13 protein-coding genes and 1 tRNA gene are annotated in these 15,305 nt (G+C 73.1%); 7 read left to right on the top strand and 7 right to left on the bottom strand.

The window, feature by feature from the left end; genetic code table 11:
* Positions 1-10 precede the first annotated feature (10 nt).
* On the bottom strand, positions 11-1,381 hold the full coding sequence (locus tag ACI3EY_RS12365; protein ID WP_405040571.1) for an HD-GYP domain-containing protein: 1,371 nt from the start codon (positions 1,379-1,381) through the stop codon (positions 11-13).
* Between the two features lie 388 nt (positions 1,382-1,769).
* Between ACI3EY_RS12365 and ACI3EY_RS12360 the strand changes: the two genes are divergently transcribed.
* Positions 1,770-1,844, top strand: a complete 75-nt coding sequence (locus ACI3EY_RS12360; protein WP_373288732.1) for a 50S ribosomal protein bL37 — start codon at positions 1,770-1,772, stop codon at positions 1,842-1,844.
* Positions 1,845-1,928: 84 nt separating this feature from the next.
* Here the strand turns inward: ACI3EY_RS12360 and rsrA are convergent, their stop codons facing one another.
* Complete coding sequence (gene rsrA, locus ACI3EY_RS12355) at positions 1,929-2,192, bottom strand: mycothiol system anti-sigma-R factor (RefSeq protein ID WP_405038350.1); 264 nt, start codon at positions 2,190-2,192, stop codon at positions 1,929-1,931.
* A 5-nt stretch (positions 2,193-2,197) separates the two neighbouring features.
* Entirely contained in the window at positions 2,198-2,848 is a 651-nt protein-coding gene (locus ACI3EY_RS12350; protein WP_405038322.1) for a sigma-70 family RNA polymerase sigma factor, read from the bottom strand.
* Positions 2,849-3,071: 223 nt separating this feature from the next.
* Here ACI3EY_RS12350 and ACI3EY_RS12345 point away from each other — a divergent pair, with 223 nt between their 5' ends.
* From ACI3EY_RS12345 to ACI3EY_RS12320, 6 genes are read left to right on the top strand one after another with little or no spacing between them, the layout of a single operon-like run.
* Positions 3,072-4,313, top strand: coding sequence for a pyridoxal phosphate-dependent aminotransferase (locus ACI3EY_RS12345; RefSeq protein WP_405040570.1), 1,242 nt, complete (start codon positions 3,072-3,074; stop codon positions 4,311-4,313).
* 16 nt (positions 4,314-4,329) lie between these two features.
* The gene (locus tag ACI3EY_RS12340) at positions 4,330-5,166 is read left to right on the top strand and encodes an SOS response-associated peptidase (protein ID WP_405040569.1); all 837 of its coding nucleotides are present in this window, start codon (positions 4,330-4,332) and stop codon (positions 5,164-5,166) included.
* Entirely contained in the window at positions 5,163-5,900 is a 738-nt protein-coding gene (locus tag ACI3EY_RS12335; protein WP_405040568.1) for an alpha/beta hydrolase family protein, read from the top strand. The genes ACI3EY_RS12340 and ACI3EY_RS12335 overlap by 4 nt, the downstream gene beginning before the upstream one ends.
* Positions 5,897-7,306: a 3-phosphoshikimate 1-carboxyvinyltransferase gene (locus tag ACI3EY_RS12330; RefSeq protein ID WP_405040567.1), complete on the top strand. Its 1,410-nt coding sequence runs from the start codon at positions 5,897-5,899 to the stop codon at positions 7,304-7,306. Before ACI3EY_RS12335 ends, ACI3EY_RS12330 begins: the two co-directional genes overlap by 4 nt.
* Positions 7,303-8,334: a ribosome small subunit-dependent GTPase A gene (gene rsgA, locus ACI3EY_RS12325; protein WP_405040566.1), complete on the top strand. Its 1,032-nt coding sequence runs from the start codon at positions 7,303-7,305 to the stop codon at positions 8,332-8,334. The genes ACI3EY_RS12330 and rsgA overlap by 4 nt, the downstream gene beginning before the upstream one ends.
* Before the next feature lie 27 nt (positions 8,335-8,361).
* Positions 8,362-9,183, top strand: a complete 822-nt coding sequence (locus tag ACI3EY_RS12320) for an inositol monophosphatase family protein (RefSeq protein ID WP_405038328.1) — start codon at positions 8,362-8,364, stop codon at positions 9,181-9,183.
* A 16-nt stretch (positions 9,184-9,199) separates the two neighbouring features.
* Here ACI3EY_RS12320 and ACI3EY_RS12315 read toward each other — a convergent pair whose 3' ends face one another.
* From ACI3EY_RS12315 to ACI3EY_RS12300, 4 genes are all read right to left on the bottom strand, one after another.
* Positions 9,200-10,564, bottom strand: a complete 1,365-nt coding sequence (locus tag ACI3EY_RS12315; protein WP_405038329.1) for a M16 family metallopeptidase — start codon at positions 10,562-10,564, stop codon at positions 9,200-9,202.
* The gene (locus ACI3EY_RS12310; protein ID WP_405038330.1) at positions 10,561-11,835 is read right to left on the bottom strand and encodes a M16 family metallopeptidase; all 1,275 of its coding nucleotides are present in this window, start codon (positions 11,833-11,835) and stop codon (positions 10,561-10,563) included. The genes ACI3EY_RS12315 and ACI3EY_RS12310 overlap by 4 nt, the downstream gene beginning before the upstream one ends.
* Positions 11,836-11,925: 90 nt before the next feature.
* Positions 11,926-11,999, bottom strand: a tRNA-Met gene (locus ACI3EY_RS12305).
* A 93-nt stretch (positions 12,000-12,092) separates the two neighbouring features.
* Entirely contained in the window at positions 12,093-15,302 is a 3,210-nt protein-coding gene (locus ACI3EY_RS12300) for a UPF0182 family membrane protein (RefSeq protein WP_405040565.1), read from the bottom strand.
* Between the last annotated feature and the right edge of the window lie 3 nt (positions 15,303-15,305).

Genomic DNA, 15,305 nt, shown 5'->3' with positions numbered 1-15,305 from the left:
AGGGCCGCGCTCATCCGTACGGTCCCACGGGGTCCAGCTGCCAGTCGGCGAAGGAGTCGCTGACGTCCGGGTGGTCGTGGTCCGGGACCGCCCGCGGCTCCTGGCTCGCGGTCCGCGGCCCTTGGCCCTCGGCGAACCTGCCGACCAGCGGGCGGTCCAGCACCGAGCGCAGGGCCGCCACGACGGCGGGGTCGAGGTGGCTGCCGGTTCGCTGCTCCAGCTGCTCGAGCACCGCCTCCGGCCCGGTGGCACCGGCCGAGGTGAGCGCGTCGAAGGCGTCGGCGACGGCGATGATCCGAGCCGCGAGCGGGATCTCCTCGCCGCTCAGCCCAGACGGGTAGCCGCGACCGTCCCAGCGTTCGTGGTGGTGGCGGATCGCGGGGAGCGCGCTCTCCAGGAAGTCGAGCCCCCCGAGCACGCTGACCCCGGCCTGCGGGTGCGCGCTCAACGCACCGAGGAAGGAGACCTCCTCGCTGCGCGGGTCCGCGGGCATCTCCGGTCGCACCACGACCATCCCGATGTCGTGCAGCAGGGCCGCGTAGAGCAGTTCCTCGGCCCGCGGCCCGCGGACCCCCAGCTGGCTGCCCAGCGCCTCGGCCAGGTCGGCCACCCGCGCGCTGTGCCCGACCGAGGCCGGGTCGGACTGCTCCAGGGCCGCGACGAAGGTGGTCACCGTCTCCTGGTGCTCCCTCCGGGCCAGGGCCTCCCGGCCGATGGTCCAGTGCGCGACGAGCAGCGGCCCCAGGACGAACAGCGCCGCGGTCGCGCCGAGATCCACCGGCCCCCAGAGCACGACGAAGAGGAAGCCGATGACCACGTGCCCCATGTACCCCCAGCCCAGGCTGCGCAGGACGGAGCCCGCCATCCCGAGCACCGGGGTGCCGCGGACCGCCGCCGACATGGCCCCGATGCACAGCACGTTGACTGCGGTCATCACCGCGTAGGCCACCACCAGGGGCAGGCCGACGTGGAGGACAAGCCCCAGCCCCGAGTTGGGGGCGTCGTTGACCAGCACGCCACCGAGCAGGATGTAGCAGACGCCCCCGACCGCCCCCATCAGCGCGGTCATCGCGGTGTTGAAGAGGCGGGTGCGCCAGGTCCGGGCACGGACGTCCGCGAGGTAGGCGAGGCCCACCGCGGTCGCCGCACCCACCGGGCCGGCGACCGGGATGGCGGCCGCCATCACCACCGTGGCGACGGACACGCCCAGGCTGGGACCGAGCCCACGCTCTCGCAGCAGGACGCCCATGATGGCCAGCCCGAGCAGGATCGCGAGGCCTCCCAGCTTGACGCCGGCGGTGGGCTGCAGGGAGACCAGGGTCCACCAGACCAGCCCCGCCGCCGCCAGCGACATCCCGCCGACCAGGACCGCGACACGCAACGACGAGGGGCGCGGATCGGACCGATCCGCGCCCCTCGTGCTGCTAGGGGTTACTTCTTGTCTTCCCAAGAGACGACGTCGATCACAGCGCTGAACGCGTCGAAGGCGCCGGAGGAGAAGCCGGTGGAGAAGAAGTCGAGAATGAGGTGCATCACGATGATGTCCTTCCGTCTGGTGACCCCGAGGACTGGGGCACGGGCGGGACCGGCCAGGTCGCCGGTCTTAGACTCATGTTCTCACAGCAAAATGGTGTATGGAGCACCTCCTGCCCCACCCGATACATTCTTGGACAAACCTTTACCCTTCCTGTGACATGGGTCACTCTCCCGGCCCTGTCCCGAGCGTATGGGACACTGGCAGGGACCACAACACGCCGAGGAGAACTCAGATGAGCAAGCGCGCCCGCAAGCGTCGTGACCGCAAGAAGAAGGCGGCCAACCACGGCCGCAAGCCGAACGCCTGACCCACTCGGGTAACGACGAGGGCCGACCGGGATCTCCCGGTCGGCCCTCGTCATGTCCCGCGCTCGTCGCGGGGCAGCGTCAGGTCACTCCTCGCGCCGGACCATCGTCACGCTGGTGATCCGCGTCAGGATCTGGGTGCGCAGCTCGTCCGGGGCGTTCTGGCGCACACAGGCGCGCCGGATCAGCGCCTTCACCAGGACGTTGTGGTCGTACTCGGCCAGGCAGGACCCGCATTCGTCCAGGTGCGCCTGGATCCGGTCGGCGTCCAGCGGCAGGCTCTCGTTGTCGACGAACTCGATCAACCGGAGCAGCACGTCGGCGCAGTCGACCCCGCTCTCCCGTGACATCTCGTTCACGATCCCTCACCCGGCCTCACGAAGCCGCGCTCGACGGCATAGTCCGTGAGCAGCTCGCGCAGCTGCTTGCGTCCACGGTGCAGCCGAGACATCACGGTACCGATCGGCGTGTCCATGATCTCCGCAATCTCCTTGTAGGCGAAGCCCTCGACGTCGGCGAGGTACACCGCCATCCGGAAGTCCTCGCCGATGGTCGCCAGCGCCCGGGTGACATCGCTGTCCGGGAGGTGGTCCAGCGCCTCGGCCTCGGCGGATCGCAGCCCGCTGGAGCTGTGCGACGCGGCACGCGCCAGCTGGTAGTCCTCGACCTCCGCGGCGTCCGACTCGAGCGGCTGACGCTGCTTCTTGCGGTAGCTGTTGATGTAGCTGTTGGTCAGGATGCGGTACATCCACGCGCGCAGGTTGGTCCCGGGCCGGTACTGGTGGAAGGCCGCGAACGCCTTCGCGTAGGTCTCCTGGACCAGGTCCTCGGCGTCGGTCGGGTTCCTCGTGGTGCGCAGGGCGGCGCTGTACATCTGGTCCAGCAGCGGCATCGCCTCGCGCTCGAACCGCGCCGCGCGGTCCTCCGGCGACTCGGTCGCCACGTCGACGTTGGCATCGTCGAAGACGTCGACATCGACATCGAGGGCCGGCTGGTCGGTGTTCATCGAGGCCCAGCCTATCCCGTGGCTGCCGACCACGGCGAAGTCACCGACCCGTGGGCCGGGGGTGAGTTGGGTGGCGAGCAACACTGCCTCCTGGTGCAGACGACGGACCTCCCGAGAACGCCGCACCACGACCGAGTCATTCCCGGGCCCGGTCGTTGCCGGGCCTGGTCGTTCCCGGGCACGCCTCTGCGGCCGGGAGGCCCGCGGGTGGGACGATGGGCCGGTGAGCCCGACGAGCCGACCACCGCTGCGCCCGCTGACCCAGCCGGTCAAGCTGCAGAACGTCCTCTACGAGATCCGGGGGCCGGTCGCCGCCCGGGCCGCCGCGCTCGAGGCCGAGGGCAACCGCATCCTCAAGCTCAACATCGGCAACCCCGCACCCTTCGGCTTCGAGGCGCCCGACATCATCGTCCAGGACATGATCGCGGCGCTCCCGGACGCCCAGGGGTACTCCGACTCCCGCGGGATCCTGCCCGCACGCCGCGCCGTCGTCTCCCGCTACCAGGACGTGCCGGGCTTCCCCGACCTCGACGTGGACCGGGTCTACCTGGGCAACGGCGTCTCCGAGCTCATCATGATGACCCTCCAGGCGCTCCTCGAGCAGGGGGACGAGGTGCTGGTACCGGCTCCCGACTACCCGTTGTGGACCGCCGCCACCAGCCTCGGCGGGGGCATACCGGTGCACTACCGGTGCGACGAGGAGGACGGGTGGAACCCCTCGATCGAGGACATCCGTGCCAAGGTCACCCCGCGTACCAAGGCCATCGTCGTGATCAACCCCAACAACCCCACCGGCGCGGTCTACTCGCGGGCGGTCATGGAGGAGCTCGTGGAGGTGGCACGTGAGCACTCGCTGCTGCTGATGGCCGACGAGATCTACGACCGGATCCTCTACGACGACGCCGAGCACGTCTCGCTGGCCTCACTGGCACCCGACCTGCTCTGCCTGACCTACAACGGCCTGTCCAAGACCTACCGGGTGGCCGGCTACCGGGCGGGGTGGGTGACCATCACCGGACCGACCGCCCACGCCAAGGGCTTCCTGGAGGGCGTGGAGCTGCTGGCCTCGACCCGCCTGTGCCCGAACGTGCCGGCCCAGCACGCCATCCAGGTCGCGGTCTCGGGGCACCAGAGCATCGAGGAGCTGGTCCGCCCCGGAGGACGGCTCGCCGAGCAGCGGGACGTCGCCGTCTCCCTGCTCAACGCCATGCACGGGGTCAGCTGCGTCCGCCCGTCCGGGGCCCTCTACGTCTTCCCCCGCCTCGATCCCGAGGTGCACGAGATCCGGGACGACGTGCAGCTGTGCCTCGACCTGCTCGAGCAGGAGAAGATCCTGGTGGTGCACGGGACCGGCTTCAACTGGCCCACCCCGGACCACCTGCGGGTGGTCACCCTGCCGTGGGGGGCCGACCTGAAGGACGCCCTGGAGCGGATGGGTAACTTCCTCGCCGGGTACCGACAGTGAGCCGGGGGTCGGGCTGATGTGCGGCCGGTATGCCTCCAGCGCACACCCGGACGAGCTGGTCGAGGCCTACGAGGTGGACCTGGACGCCACCGACCAGGTCTCGCGCAGCGTGCTGAAGAACCCGCAGCAGCCCCCGGCCGGTGAGCCGGACCACAACCTGGCCCCGAGCAAGCAGGCCCCCGTGGTGCTCACCCGGCGACCGCGGGAGGAGCCGGAGGCGCCGCCGCTGCGCCAGCTGCGGCTGCTCACCTGGGGCCTGGTGCCGTCCTGGGCCACGGACCCCTCCGTCGGTGCCCGGATGACGAACGCCCGGGTGGAGACCCTGCTGGACAAGCCCGCGTTCGCCAAGGCCGCCGCCAGCCGCCGCTGCCTGGTGCCGGCAACCGGGTGGTACGAGTGGCAGGCCAGCCCGGTGGCCACCGACGCCAAGGGCAAGCCGCGCAAGCAGCCCTTCTTCGTCTCCCGCGCCGACGAGGCACCGCTGGCGCTCGCGGGCCTGTACGAGTTCTGGCGCGACCCCGCGTCCCCGGCCGAGGACCCGCTGTCCTGGGTCGTCAGCTTCACCATCGTCACGACCGCCGCCGAGCCGGGGCTGGACCGCATCCACGACCGGCAGCCGCTGGCCCTGGAGCCCGCGCAGTGGAGCGACTGGCTCGACCCCGCCCTCACCTCCCCCGACGACGTGCGGTCGCTGACCGAAGCGGCGCAGGTCCCGGGCCGCTTCCGGGCCTGGCCCGTGGGGCGTGCGGTCGGCAGCCCGCGCAGCAACGGGCCCACACTGATGGAGCCGGCCGACCCCGCCGAGCTGGAAGGTGTGGTGGACCCGGGCACCGGGGAGGTGGTCGGTCCGTGACCGGCACGACGACCGACACCCACCCCACCCCCGCTCCCGTCGAGGTCCCCACCTCTGACGGCAGCGCCCACGTCCGGGTGCTGTCCGGGGGCGGACCCGCCCGCGGGACCTTGCTCCTCGGGCACGGGGCCGGCGGCCGGCGGGACGCCGCCGACGTGCTGGCGCTGACCGACCTGACCCGGGACGGCTGGACGGTGGCCCTGGTGGACCAGCCCTGGCGGGTGGCCGGACGCCGGGTGGCCGGCCCACCGGCGGGTCTGGACCGGGCGTGGTCGGAGGTGCTCACCCACCTGGCGGAGGGGTCGGCACCGGAGGCCGCTGCTGCGTCCCCACTGCTGCCCCGGCCCTGGGTCTACGGCGGCCGCAGCGCCGGGGCGCGGGTGGCGTGCCGGACCAGCGCACCCGGGTCCGCCGCCGTCGAGGGCGTGGCCGCGGTGCTGTGCCTGGCGTTCCCGCTGCACCCACCCGGACGCCCCGAGCGCAGCCGCGCCGAGGAGCTCGCCCTGCCGTTGCAGGCGGGCCTCCCCGTCCTGGTGGTGAACGGGACCCGGGACCCGATGGGGAGCCCTGAGGAGATCCGGGACGCGGTGGGGCCGCACGACGGCCTGAGCCTGCACGCCGTCCCCGGGACGCACTCCCCCTCGACCCACCTGGAGGACGTGCTGACTCACGCCAGGTCCTTCCTGGCGACGGTGACGTCGCCCCGACCCGACCACAGGAGCCCGACCGCATGACGGACGCACCGACCTGGGCCGCGCCCTCCCCCACCGGACCGGTCCACGCCCGGGTGCGGGTGCCGGGGAGCAAGTCGCTCACCAACCGCTGGCTCGTGCTGGCGGCCCTCGCCGGAGGCGTCAGCACCCTGCGGCACCCGCTCCGCTCCCAGGACAGCGAGCGGATGGTGGCCGCGCTGCGCGCGCTCGGGGCCCTCGTGGACGACACGGACGAGGGCCGCTGGTCCGTGACACCCCCGCCCGGGGGCCTCGTCGGGGACACCGACGTCGACTGCGGACAGGCCGGCACGGTGATGCGCTTCGTGCCACCGCTGGCCGGGCTGGCCACCGGCCCGGTGCACTTCGACGGCCACCCCAGCGCCCGGACCCGCCCGGTCGGGCCGGTCCTCGCGGCACTGCGGGCCCTCGGCATCGGCGTGCAGGACGACGACCGGGGGACCCTGCCGTTCACCGTCGTCGGCAGCGGTCGCCCGCGTCGAACCCTGGGTGACGACCACGAGGACCACGCCGATGGCGGGGGCGACGGCGCGGGCAGGACGGCCCGGCCCGTCCCCCGCGTGCCGATCGACGCCTCCGCCAGCTCGCAGTTCGTCTCCGCGCTGCTGCTGGCCGGCGCGGCATACCCCGACGGGCTGCGCCTCGAGCACGTCGGGCGGGACGTCCCCAGCCTGCCGCACATCGAGATGACGCTCGAGGTGCTGGCCCGGGTCGGGGTGCAGGTCGAGCGGCCCACCCCGACCAGCTGGGTGGTGCGCCCGGGGCCGGTCGACCCGTTCGACGTCACGGTCGAGCCGGACCTGTCCTCGGCGGCCCCCTTCCTCGCCCTCGCCGCGGTGACCGGCGGGCGCGTCGTCGTCCCGGACTGGCCCGCCGTGACCACCCAGCCCGGTGACCGGATGCGCACGATCCTGGCGTCCATGGGCGCCGGCACCCGGCTCAGCGCCGACGGGCTGGTCGCCGACGGCGGCCCCGACGGACGCCTGCGGGGGGTCGACCTCGACCTCTCCGAGGTGGGCGAGCTGACCCCGGTCGTGGCCGCGCTCGCCGCGCTGGCGCAGGGACCGAGCCGGCTGCGGGGCATCGGCCACCTTCGGGGGCACGAGACCGACCGGCTCGCCGCGCTGGTGACCGAGCTCTCCCGGCTGGGCGCGGACGCCCGGGAGACCGACGACGGCCTGGTCATCGACCCCGCGCCGCTGCGGCCCGCGACGCTGCAGACCTACCACGACCACCGGATGGCGATGTTCGCCGCGGTGGTCGGCGCCCGGGTCCCCGGGGTCCGGGTCGTCGACGTCGCCACCGCGGGCAAGACCTTCCCCGGCTTCGACCGGGCCTGGGAGCGCGCGGTCGCGACCAGCAACATCGGCGGCAGCGGCATCAGCGGCACGACAGGGTCGGCCGGATGAGCGGGCGCTACGACCACCTGGACGAGTCGGACGTGCCGATCCGTGCCTCCCGGCGCGGCTCCCGTCCGCGCACCAAGGAGCGCCCCGCGCACACGGACGCCGTCCTCGGAGTGGTGACGACGGTCGACCGCGGCCGCTACACGACCCGGGTCGGGGATGAGGTCGTGATGGCGATGCGCGCCCGGGAGCTGGGCCGCAGCCGGATCGTCGTCGGCGACCGGGTGGCGATGGTCGGCGACACCACCGGGACCGCGGACACCCTGGCCCGGATCGTGCGGGTCGAGGAGCGCCGGACCGTGCTGCGGCGCAGCGCCGACGACAGCGACACCGTGGAGCGGGTCATCGTCGCCAATGCCGAGCAGCTGGTCGTGGTCACCGCGCTGGCGGACCCGGAGCCGCGGGCGCGGATGGTCGACCGCTGCCTGGTCGCGGCCTACGACGCCGGGCTCCGACCGCTGCTGGTGCTCACCAAGGCCGACCTGGCCCCGGCCGAGGACTTCCTGCGGCACTACACCGCGCTCGACGTCCCGCACGTCGTCACCCGCAGCGCCGGCGGGCAGCCCGGGGCACCGCTGCTGGACCGGGACTCCGTGCAGCGGGTGCGCGAGCTGCTGGCCGACCGGACCAGCGTGCTGATCGGCCACTCGGGGGTGGGCAAGTCGACGCTGGTGAACGCCCTGGTGCCGGACGCCTCCCGGGCGGTGGGTGCGGTGAACGCGGTGACCGGGCGCGGGCGGCATACCTCGAGCGCGGCGATCGCCCTCGAGCTGCCCGGCGGCGGCTGGGTTGTCGACACCCCCGGGGTGCGCTCCTTCGGCCTGGGCCACGTCGACCCGGACACCTTCGTGGAGCACTTCGACGACCTGGCCCCCGGTACCCAGGGCTGCCCCCGTGGCTGCGGTCACGACGAGCCGGAGTGCGCCCTGGACGACTGGGTGGACCAGGGGCGGGCCGGGGAGGCCGGCCGGGAGCGTCTCGACTCGCTGCGCCGGCTGCTGCGCAGCCGCACCGGGGATGAGCGCGGCTGATCACCGGCCAGCGGCTACCGTGAGGGCGTGCCCGGCTACGACGACGACCTGCGCCTCGCCCACGTCCTCGCGGACGCGGTCGAGCGCACCGCGCTGGAGCTCTTCGGATCCCTGGACCTGGAGGTCCAGGTGGGTCCGGACGGCGCGCTGACCACCTCGGCCGCCACCCGGCTGGAGGAGCTGCTGCGGCACCAGCTGCAGCGGACCCGTCCCCGGGACCGGGTGGAGGGCCGCACCCTGGAGGCGACCGGCCACGGTGACCGTCGCTGGGTGCTGGACCCGATCGACGGGACCGCCAACTACGTCCGCGGGGTGCCCGTGTGGGCCACCCTGATCTCGCTCGTCATCGAGGACCAGCCGGTGCTCGGCCTGGTGGCCGCCCCCACCCTGAACCGCCGGTGGTGGGCCGGGGTGGGTTCGGGCACCTGGACCGGCCGGAACCTGACCCGGGCGCGCCGCGTCGGCGTCTCTCAGACCTCGGTGCTGGAGCACGCGTCGCTGTCCGCGGACGACGTCGCCGCCTGGGTGCACGGGCCGCACGGCGACGGCTTCCGCGACCTGACCGACCGGGTATGGCGTACCCGCGCCTACGGTGAGTTCTGGAGCCACACACTGGTCGCCGAGGGCGCCGTGGACGCCGGCCTGGGTGCCTGGGGCGACCCGGTCCAGATGGCCACTCTCGCGCCGCTGGTGCGCGAGGCGGGGGGGCAGGTCACCGATCCTTCGGGTGCCGACGCGGCCCGGCCGCTGGGCGTGCGGGCGGGGGGCCACCCGGTCATCTCCTCCAACGGCCGGCTGCACGACCAGCTGCTCGGTGTGCTCGCCCCGGGCGAGGGCCCCCAGGGCTGAGTGCCGACGGGGTGGCTCAGCCCTCCACCACCCGGACCGGACCGAGCCCGAGGTCGGCCAGGGCGTCGATCTGCTCCGGGTCGCCTACCGCGACCACCGTCCAGCCCGGACCCCGACGCACCTCGTCCCAGGCCGCCGCTGCCTGGTCCCGGGTCAGGTCGTGCAGCTGTGCCAGGGTCCGGGTGACGGTGCCCGGCTCCAGCCCGTCACCCACCAGGGAGACGATCTCGTCCGCGACCGCGTCGGCGGTCAGGTAGCGGCCGGGAGCGGTCATCGCGGTGAAGTCCGCCGCCTCGCGCACCTCCCGGGTGGTCAGCTCGGCGCCGGCGACGTCCAGGATGCTCAGCAGCTGCTCCGTCGCGGGCAGGGTCGCGTCGCTGCGCACCGACCCACCCACCACGCACTGGCCGCCGACCGAGCGGGGCCGGAAGCCCAGCCGCATTCCGTAGGTGTAGCCGCGCTCCTCCCGGAGCACGCGGTCCAGCCGTGCGTGCGGTGACCCGCCCAGCAGCAGGCTGAGGGCCTGGTAGGTGCCCCAGCCGTGCGCGGTGCGCCGGTCCGGCCCAGGCCGAGCCAGAGCCAGCTCGGTCTGGGCCAGGCCCGGTCGGCGGACCAGCACCAGCCGGGCGGCGTCGTCGGCCCGTCGCGCCGGCCCGGGAGGGGTCGGGGCCTGCGGCGCCCCGGCGCTCCAGGCGCCCAGCGTGCGGGCCAGCAGCTGCTCCGGGCCGTCCACGGTGGAGAGGTCACCGGCCAGCACGACGGCCCCGCCCGTCGGCCCCAGGGCGGCGTGCCGGGCGCGCAGCACGTCGGGGGTGAGCGAGCCGACGCTCTCCGGGGTGCCGCCGAGGGGTCGGTGCGGCCGGTCCCGCGGGTCGAAGTAGGCGCCCCGCAGCTCGGCTGAGGCACGGGAGCCGGGGTCGGCCCGCTCGTGCGCGATGTCGGCCATCCGGTGCCGCGCCAGGCGGGCCACCTCCGGGCCAGGGAAGGTAGGGGCAGTCAGGCACTCGCCGACCAGCTCCAGCGCCACCGGCAGGTGCCGTGCGGTCACCTCCACGCCCAGGTGCACGCCCCGCTCCCCCGCGCCGCCGCCGAGCGCGATCCCGTGCCGTTCGCTCAGTTCGGCGAGCTCGTCGGCGGTGTGCCGGTCCGTGCCCTCGTCCAGGCTCTGCACCATCAGCAGCGTGGACCCCTCGGTCCCCGGCTCTTCGTGCGACACCGGCGCCGGCAGCGTCATCCGCAGGGACAGCACGTGCTGGCCGGGCTGGTGCACCAGGAGCAGGCGCAGCCCGTTCGGGAGGATGCTGGTGGCCGGTTCGGGGAAAGCCCACGGCACCGGCGCTCCGACGGTGGGGCGGGTCAGCACCCGCTCGGCGCCGCTCATACCTGCTCCGGACGGCGGTAGACCAGGGTGCCGATCGCTTCGGGCACGACCCAGCGCGCGGCGGCACGGCGCACCTGCTCCGCGGTCACCGCCATCACCTCGCCGAGGTGCTGGTTCACCTGCTGCGGGTCCCCGAAGACCAGGCTGGCGCGGCTGAGCAGCTCGGCCCGCTCGTCGTACCCGGCCATCGCCTCCAGCCAGGACCGCTCGGTGTCCGCGCGGGAGGCCTCCAGCTCCCCGGCGGTCGGTCCGTCCTCGGCGAACTCGCGCAGCACCGTCCCCACCTGCTCCTCGACCGCACCGGGCTCGACCCCGTCGCTGACGTCCAGGACGAGCAGACCGACGGAGACCCCGTCGCGCAGCCCGAGGGCGACCGCCGAGCATCCGCTGACGCTCTCCTCGCGCCGCAGCAGACGGTGGTGCAGCCGGGACACCGACAGTGCGCCGAGCGCGTCCAGGGCCAGGGCGCAGGCGAGGAACTGCGGGTCCGTGACCGCAGGCAGCCGGAAGCCCAGGTAGAGACGTTCGGAGGGCACGTCCTCGACCAGCTCGCGGCGCACCGGTGCGGGCAACGGCCCCAGCGGCGGCGTCGGCGCCGGGCGCGGCAGCGTCTCGCCCTCCAGGTGGCCCAGGTAACGCTCGGCGAGGGCCACGCCGGTCTCCGGGGTGACGTCGCCCACCAGGGTCAGCACGCTGGTTGCGGGGCCGTAGTGCGCCCGGTAGAAGTCGTGGGTGTCCTGCAGGCTGGCCGCGGCCAGGTCCTCCATCGACCCGATCGTCGGGTGCCGGTAGGGGTGCCCCTCGGGCAGGACCAGCTCGCAGACCTGGGCCAGCGCGGTGCCGTAGGGGGCGGTGTCGTAGCGCTGGTGCTTCTCCTCGACCACGACGTCCCGCTGGACGTCCAGGTTCTCCTGCGTCAGCGCGCTCAGCAGGTGCCCCTGCCGGTCCGCCTCCAGCCACAGCGCCAGCTCCAGGGCGTTGCTCGGCACCGACTCGACGTAGGCGGTGCGGTCGAAGCTGGTGGTCGCGTTCGCCCGCCCGCCGTGCGCCATCAGGGTGCTCATGTGCTCGCCCTCCCCCACCAGCTCGCTGCCCTCGAACATCAGGTGCTCGAAGAGGTGCGCCAGCCCGGTGCGCCCGGGCTGCTCGTGGCGGGAGCCGACGTCCACCCAGAGGCTCAGCGAGACGCTGGGGACGGCGTGGTCCTCGCTCACCACCACCCGGAGTCCGTTGTCCAGGGTGGTGCTGGTGACGGGGAAGGTGGGGGGCATAGGACGAACACCCTACGTCCCATCCGGGGCGGACGTGCGAGAGGCCCGGACCACTGGTCCGGGCCTCTCGACCGCGTTCGACGCGCTGCGTAGCGGGGGTAGGATTTGAACCTACGACCTCCGGGTTATGAGCCCGGCGAGCTACCGAACTGCTCCACCCCGCGTCGTTGCGATTCCTACGTTACGTCATCGCGACGCCGAGGCAAAATCGGGGGCCGACAGGGCCGGCACGGACCAGCCCCGACGGGGCGCCCCGGTCAGGGCGCCTCCGTCTGGGCGGCGTCGTCGGCGCCGCCCCCGTCCTCGATGCTGACCGAGCCACCCTCGGGGCTGGCCTCGATCGCCCGCGCGATCGCCTCCTGCAGCCGCTCCTGGGCCTCGCCGTAGGCGACCCAGTCGCTGTCCGCCAGGGCCTCCTGGCCCTCCTCGTAGGCGGCCTCGACGTCGGCCAGGGCCTGCGCGAGGTCACCGTCGGGGTCGACCGGCTCGGCCGGCTCCTCCGGGGTCTCGCCCTCGCCGGAACCCTCGTCACCCTCGCCCGGGATCGGGTCGATGACCTCGCCGTCCTCGTCCACCGGTCCGGAGTCCCCGGCGTCACCCGCGGTGGCCCCGGAGTCCCCGCCGAAGAGCTCGTCGAGCGCGCCGTCCAGGGTGTCCGACCAGGCGAGGTCGTTGCCGAAGGCGACGACGACGATCCGCTGCAGCGGGTAGGCGTTGCCGCCCTGCGCCTGCACGTAGACCGGCTCCACGTAGAGCAGCCCACCACCGACCGGGAGGGTGAGCAGGTTGCCCAGCAGCACCTCGGAGGACTCGCTGCTCCGGTTCAGGTTGAGGAACTGGGACAACGTCTGCCCGAAGGCGTCGGAGTTGGCGTCCGAGGAGTTGATGTCGTTCTGGAACTGCCCGGGTCCGCGCACCGTGGTGTCCCGGGGCAGCACCAGCATGCGCATCTGGCCGTAGCCGTCCCGCCGTTCCCCGGCGGTGGTGCCGGCATCCGCGTCCACGGCCATGTAGCCAGTGAGGTTCTGCCGCTCGTTGCCCCGCGGGATGTAGGTCGTGGTCAGGCTGAACGTCGGCTCCTCCTGCCCGGGCATCGTCACCGACAGGTAGTGCGGCGGCATGTCCGGCTGGTTGTCACCTTCCACACTGGGGTCCTCGGAGACCGCCCAGAAGTCCTGGCCGGTGAAGAACGAGCCCGCGTCGTCCACGTGGTAGCGGGAGAGCACCTCGCGCTGCACCTTGAACAGGTCCTCGGGGTAACGCAGGTGCGACATCAGCTCACCGTCGATCGCGGACAGCGGCTGCACCGAGTTGTCGAAGGCCGAGGACCAGGCCTTGAGCAGGGGGTCCTCCTCGTCCCAGGCGTACAGGTCGACGCTGCCGTCGTAGGCGTCCACGGTGGCCTTGACCGAGTTGCGGATGTAGTTGACCTGACCGGGGCCGATCCCCTCGATGTTGGCGGCGCTCTGCAGCGAGTCGACGGTGACCTCGCCCAGCTCCTCCATCTGGCTGTAGGGGTAGCGGTCGCTGACGGTGTACCCGTCCACGATCCACTTCACCCGCCCGTCGACGACCGCCGGATAGGGGTTGCCGTCCAGACGCAGCCACGGGGCCACCCGCTCGACCCGGTCACGGGGCTCGCGGTGATCCAGCATCCGCGACTCCTCGTTCACCGAGTCCGAGAGCATGATCTCGATCTGCCGGTGCTTGATCGCGTAGGCCGCCCGGCGCACGAAGGTGCCCATCGCGACCCCGCCGCCGCCGCTGTAGGTGTTGCGGATCTCACCGGTCTCCTGGCCGCTGACGGGGTAGTCGAGCTCCCGGTCGTCCTGGCCCTCCGGGGCGCCGACGATCGAGTAGTCGGGTGAGGACTCACCGAAGTAGATTCGCGGCTCGTAGTCACCCAAGGCACCCACCGGCGGGATGTTCTGCTCGAAGAGGATCGGCTCGCCCTCGGTGGAGCGACGGTTGCCGTAGCTGGCCACCACCCCGAACCCGTGGGTGTAGACCGTGTGGTCGTTCACCCAGTTGCGCTGGTCCGCGGAGATGCCGTCCAGGTTGAGCTCGCGGACCGCGATCACGGTGTCGACCAGCTCGCCGTCGACCTCGTAGCGGTCGACGTCGAGCGCCTCCGGGAACTGGTAGTAGTTGCGCACACCCTGCAGCTGCCGGAACGTCGGCGAGACGACCGAGGGGTCCACGATCCGGATGCCGGGGATGGTGTCAGCGTCGCTGCGCAGCTGGCCCGGCTCGGCCTCGGTCACCGCGTTGTAGTCGGTCATCTCGATGTCCTCGAGGCCGTAGGCGCTGAGGGTCGAGTCGATCGCCCGCTGGATGTAGGGAGCCTCCAGCTGGGCCTCCGAGGGGTTCACCCGGAACTGCTGCACCAGCGAGGGGTATGCCCCGCCCAGCACCAGCGCGACCACCAGCAGTCCGGCCAGCCCGATGACGGGCAGCCGCCACGCCTTGGTCCAGATGGTGGCGATGAAGAAGGCGGCGCACAGCAGCGCGGCCACCGCCAGGATGCTGCGGGTGGGCAGCAGCGCGGTGGCGTCGGTGTAGGTCATACCCGTGATGCGCGCGTGCTGGGTCATCGAGAGGGAGAACCGCTCGATCCAGTAGCCGCCGGCGCGGACGACGAGGATCAGCCCGAGCAGCACCGCCAGGTGGATCCGGGCCGCGTTCGTGGTGCGCTGGCCCCGGGAGGTCGGCTGCAGCTGGACGCCGCCGTAGATGTAGTGGGTCAGCAGCGCCCCGATCAGGCTGAGTCCGAGCACCAGCGTGCCGAAGGACACGACCATCTGCCAGAAGGGCAGGCTGAAGACGAAGAACCCGACGTCCATCCCGAACTCAGGGTCGACCTCGCCGAAGGGCTGCCGGTTGATGAAGAGCAGCACGGTCTGCCACTGGGCGGCGGCGGCCGTGCCGGCGAAGAGACCGAGCACCGCAGGGACCGCGACGAAGACGAGCCGGCGGACCGGGTCCAGCGCGCTGCGGTACCGGTCCAGCGCCGCCTGCTCCGGCGTGGAGGGCGCGTAGATCGGCCGGTGCCGCCAGGCCAGCCAGAGCCCGGACCAGACGATGCCGCCGGTCAGCGCACCGGCGACCACGAAGAGGCCGACCTGGGTCAGCAGCCGGGTGACGAGCACCTGACGGAAGCCGAGCGACTCGTACCACAGCACGTCGGTCCACAGGGTGGCTCCCCAGCCCACCAGGGCCACCACGGCGACGACGATGAGGACGGTCGGGATGAGCCGCCCGCGCGGCATGCCACCGGTGCGGCCCCGTCCCGGCCGGGACGGACCCGAGCCCCCCGGACCGCCACCGCCCGGGCCCCGTCCGGGCCCGCCGACCGAGGACGGCCCACCGGATCCGGCGCCTCCCGACCCGGGAGTCGGCCGCTGGCCGGGCATACCGCTGGAGGACTCGTCCGGACCAGGGCCGTTCTTGGGATCGCCGTCACTCACCGC

Origin of the sequence: Serinicoccus shuyuelongi (assembly GCF_045032955.1) — a bacterium.
In the GTDB taxonomy this organism is placed as follows: domain Bacteria; phylum Actinomycetota; class Actinomycetes; order Actinomycetales; family Dermatophilaceae; genus Ornithinicoccus.
This window is presented reverse-complemented; position numbering and strand designations above follow the sequence as displayed.

Excerpts from the sequence above, each read along its gene's own strand:
- rsrA (WP_405038350.1), bottom strand. The coding sequence starts at position 2,192 with ATGTCACGGGAGAGCGGGGTCGACTGCGCCGACGTGCTGCTCCGGTTG.
- ACI3EY_RS12350 (WP_405038322.1), bottom strand. The coding sequence starts at position 2,848 with ATGAACACCGACCAGCCGGCCCTCGATGTCGATGTCGACGTCTTCGAC.
- ACI3EY_RS12340 (WP_405040569.1), top strand. The coding sequence starts at position 4,330 with ATGTGCGGCCGGTATGCCTCCAGCGCACACCCGGACGAGCTGGTCGAG.
- ACI3EY_RS12330 (WP_405040567.1), top strand. The coding sequence starts at position 5,897 with ATGACGGACGCACCGACCTGGGCCGCGCCCTCCCCCACCGGACCGGTC.
- rsgA (WP_405040566.1), top strand. The coding sequence starts at position 7,303 with ATGAGCGGGCGCTACGACCACCTGGACGAGTCGGACGTGCCGATCCGT.
- ACI3EY_RS12315 (WP_405038329.1), bottom strand. The coding sequence starts at position 10,564 with ATGAGCGGCGCCGAGCGGGTGCTGACCCGCCCCACCGTCGGAGCGCCG.
- ACI3EY_RS12310 (WP_405038330.1), bottom strand. The coding sequence starts at position 11,835 with ATGCCCCCCACCTTCCCCGTCACCAGCACCACCCTGGACAACGGACTC.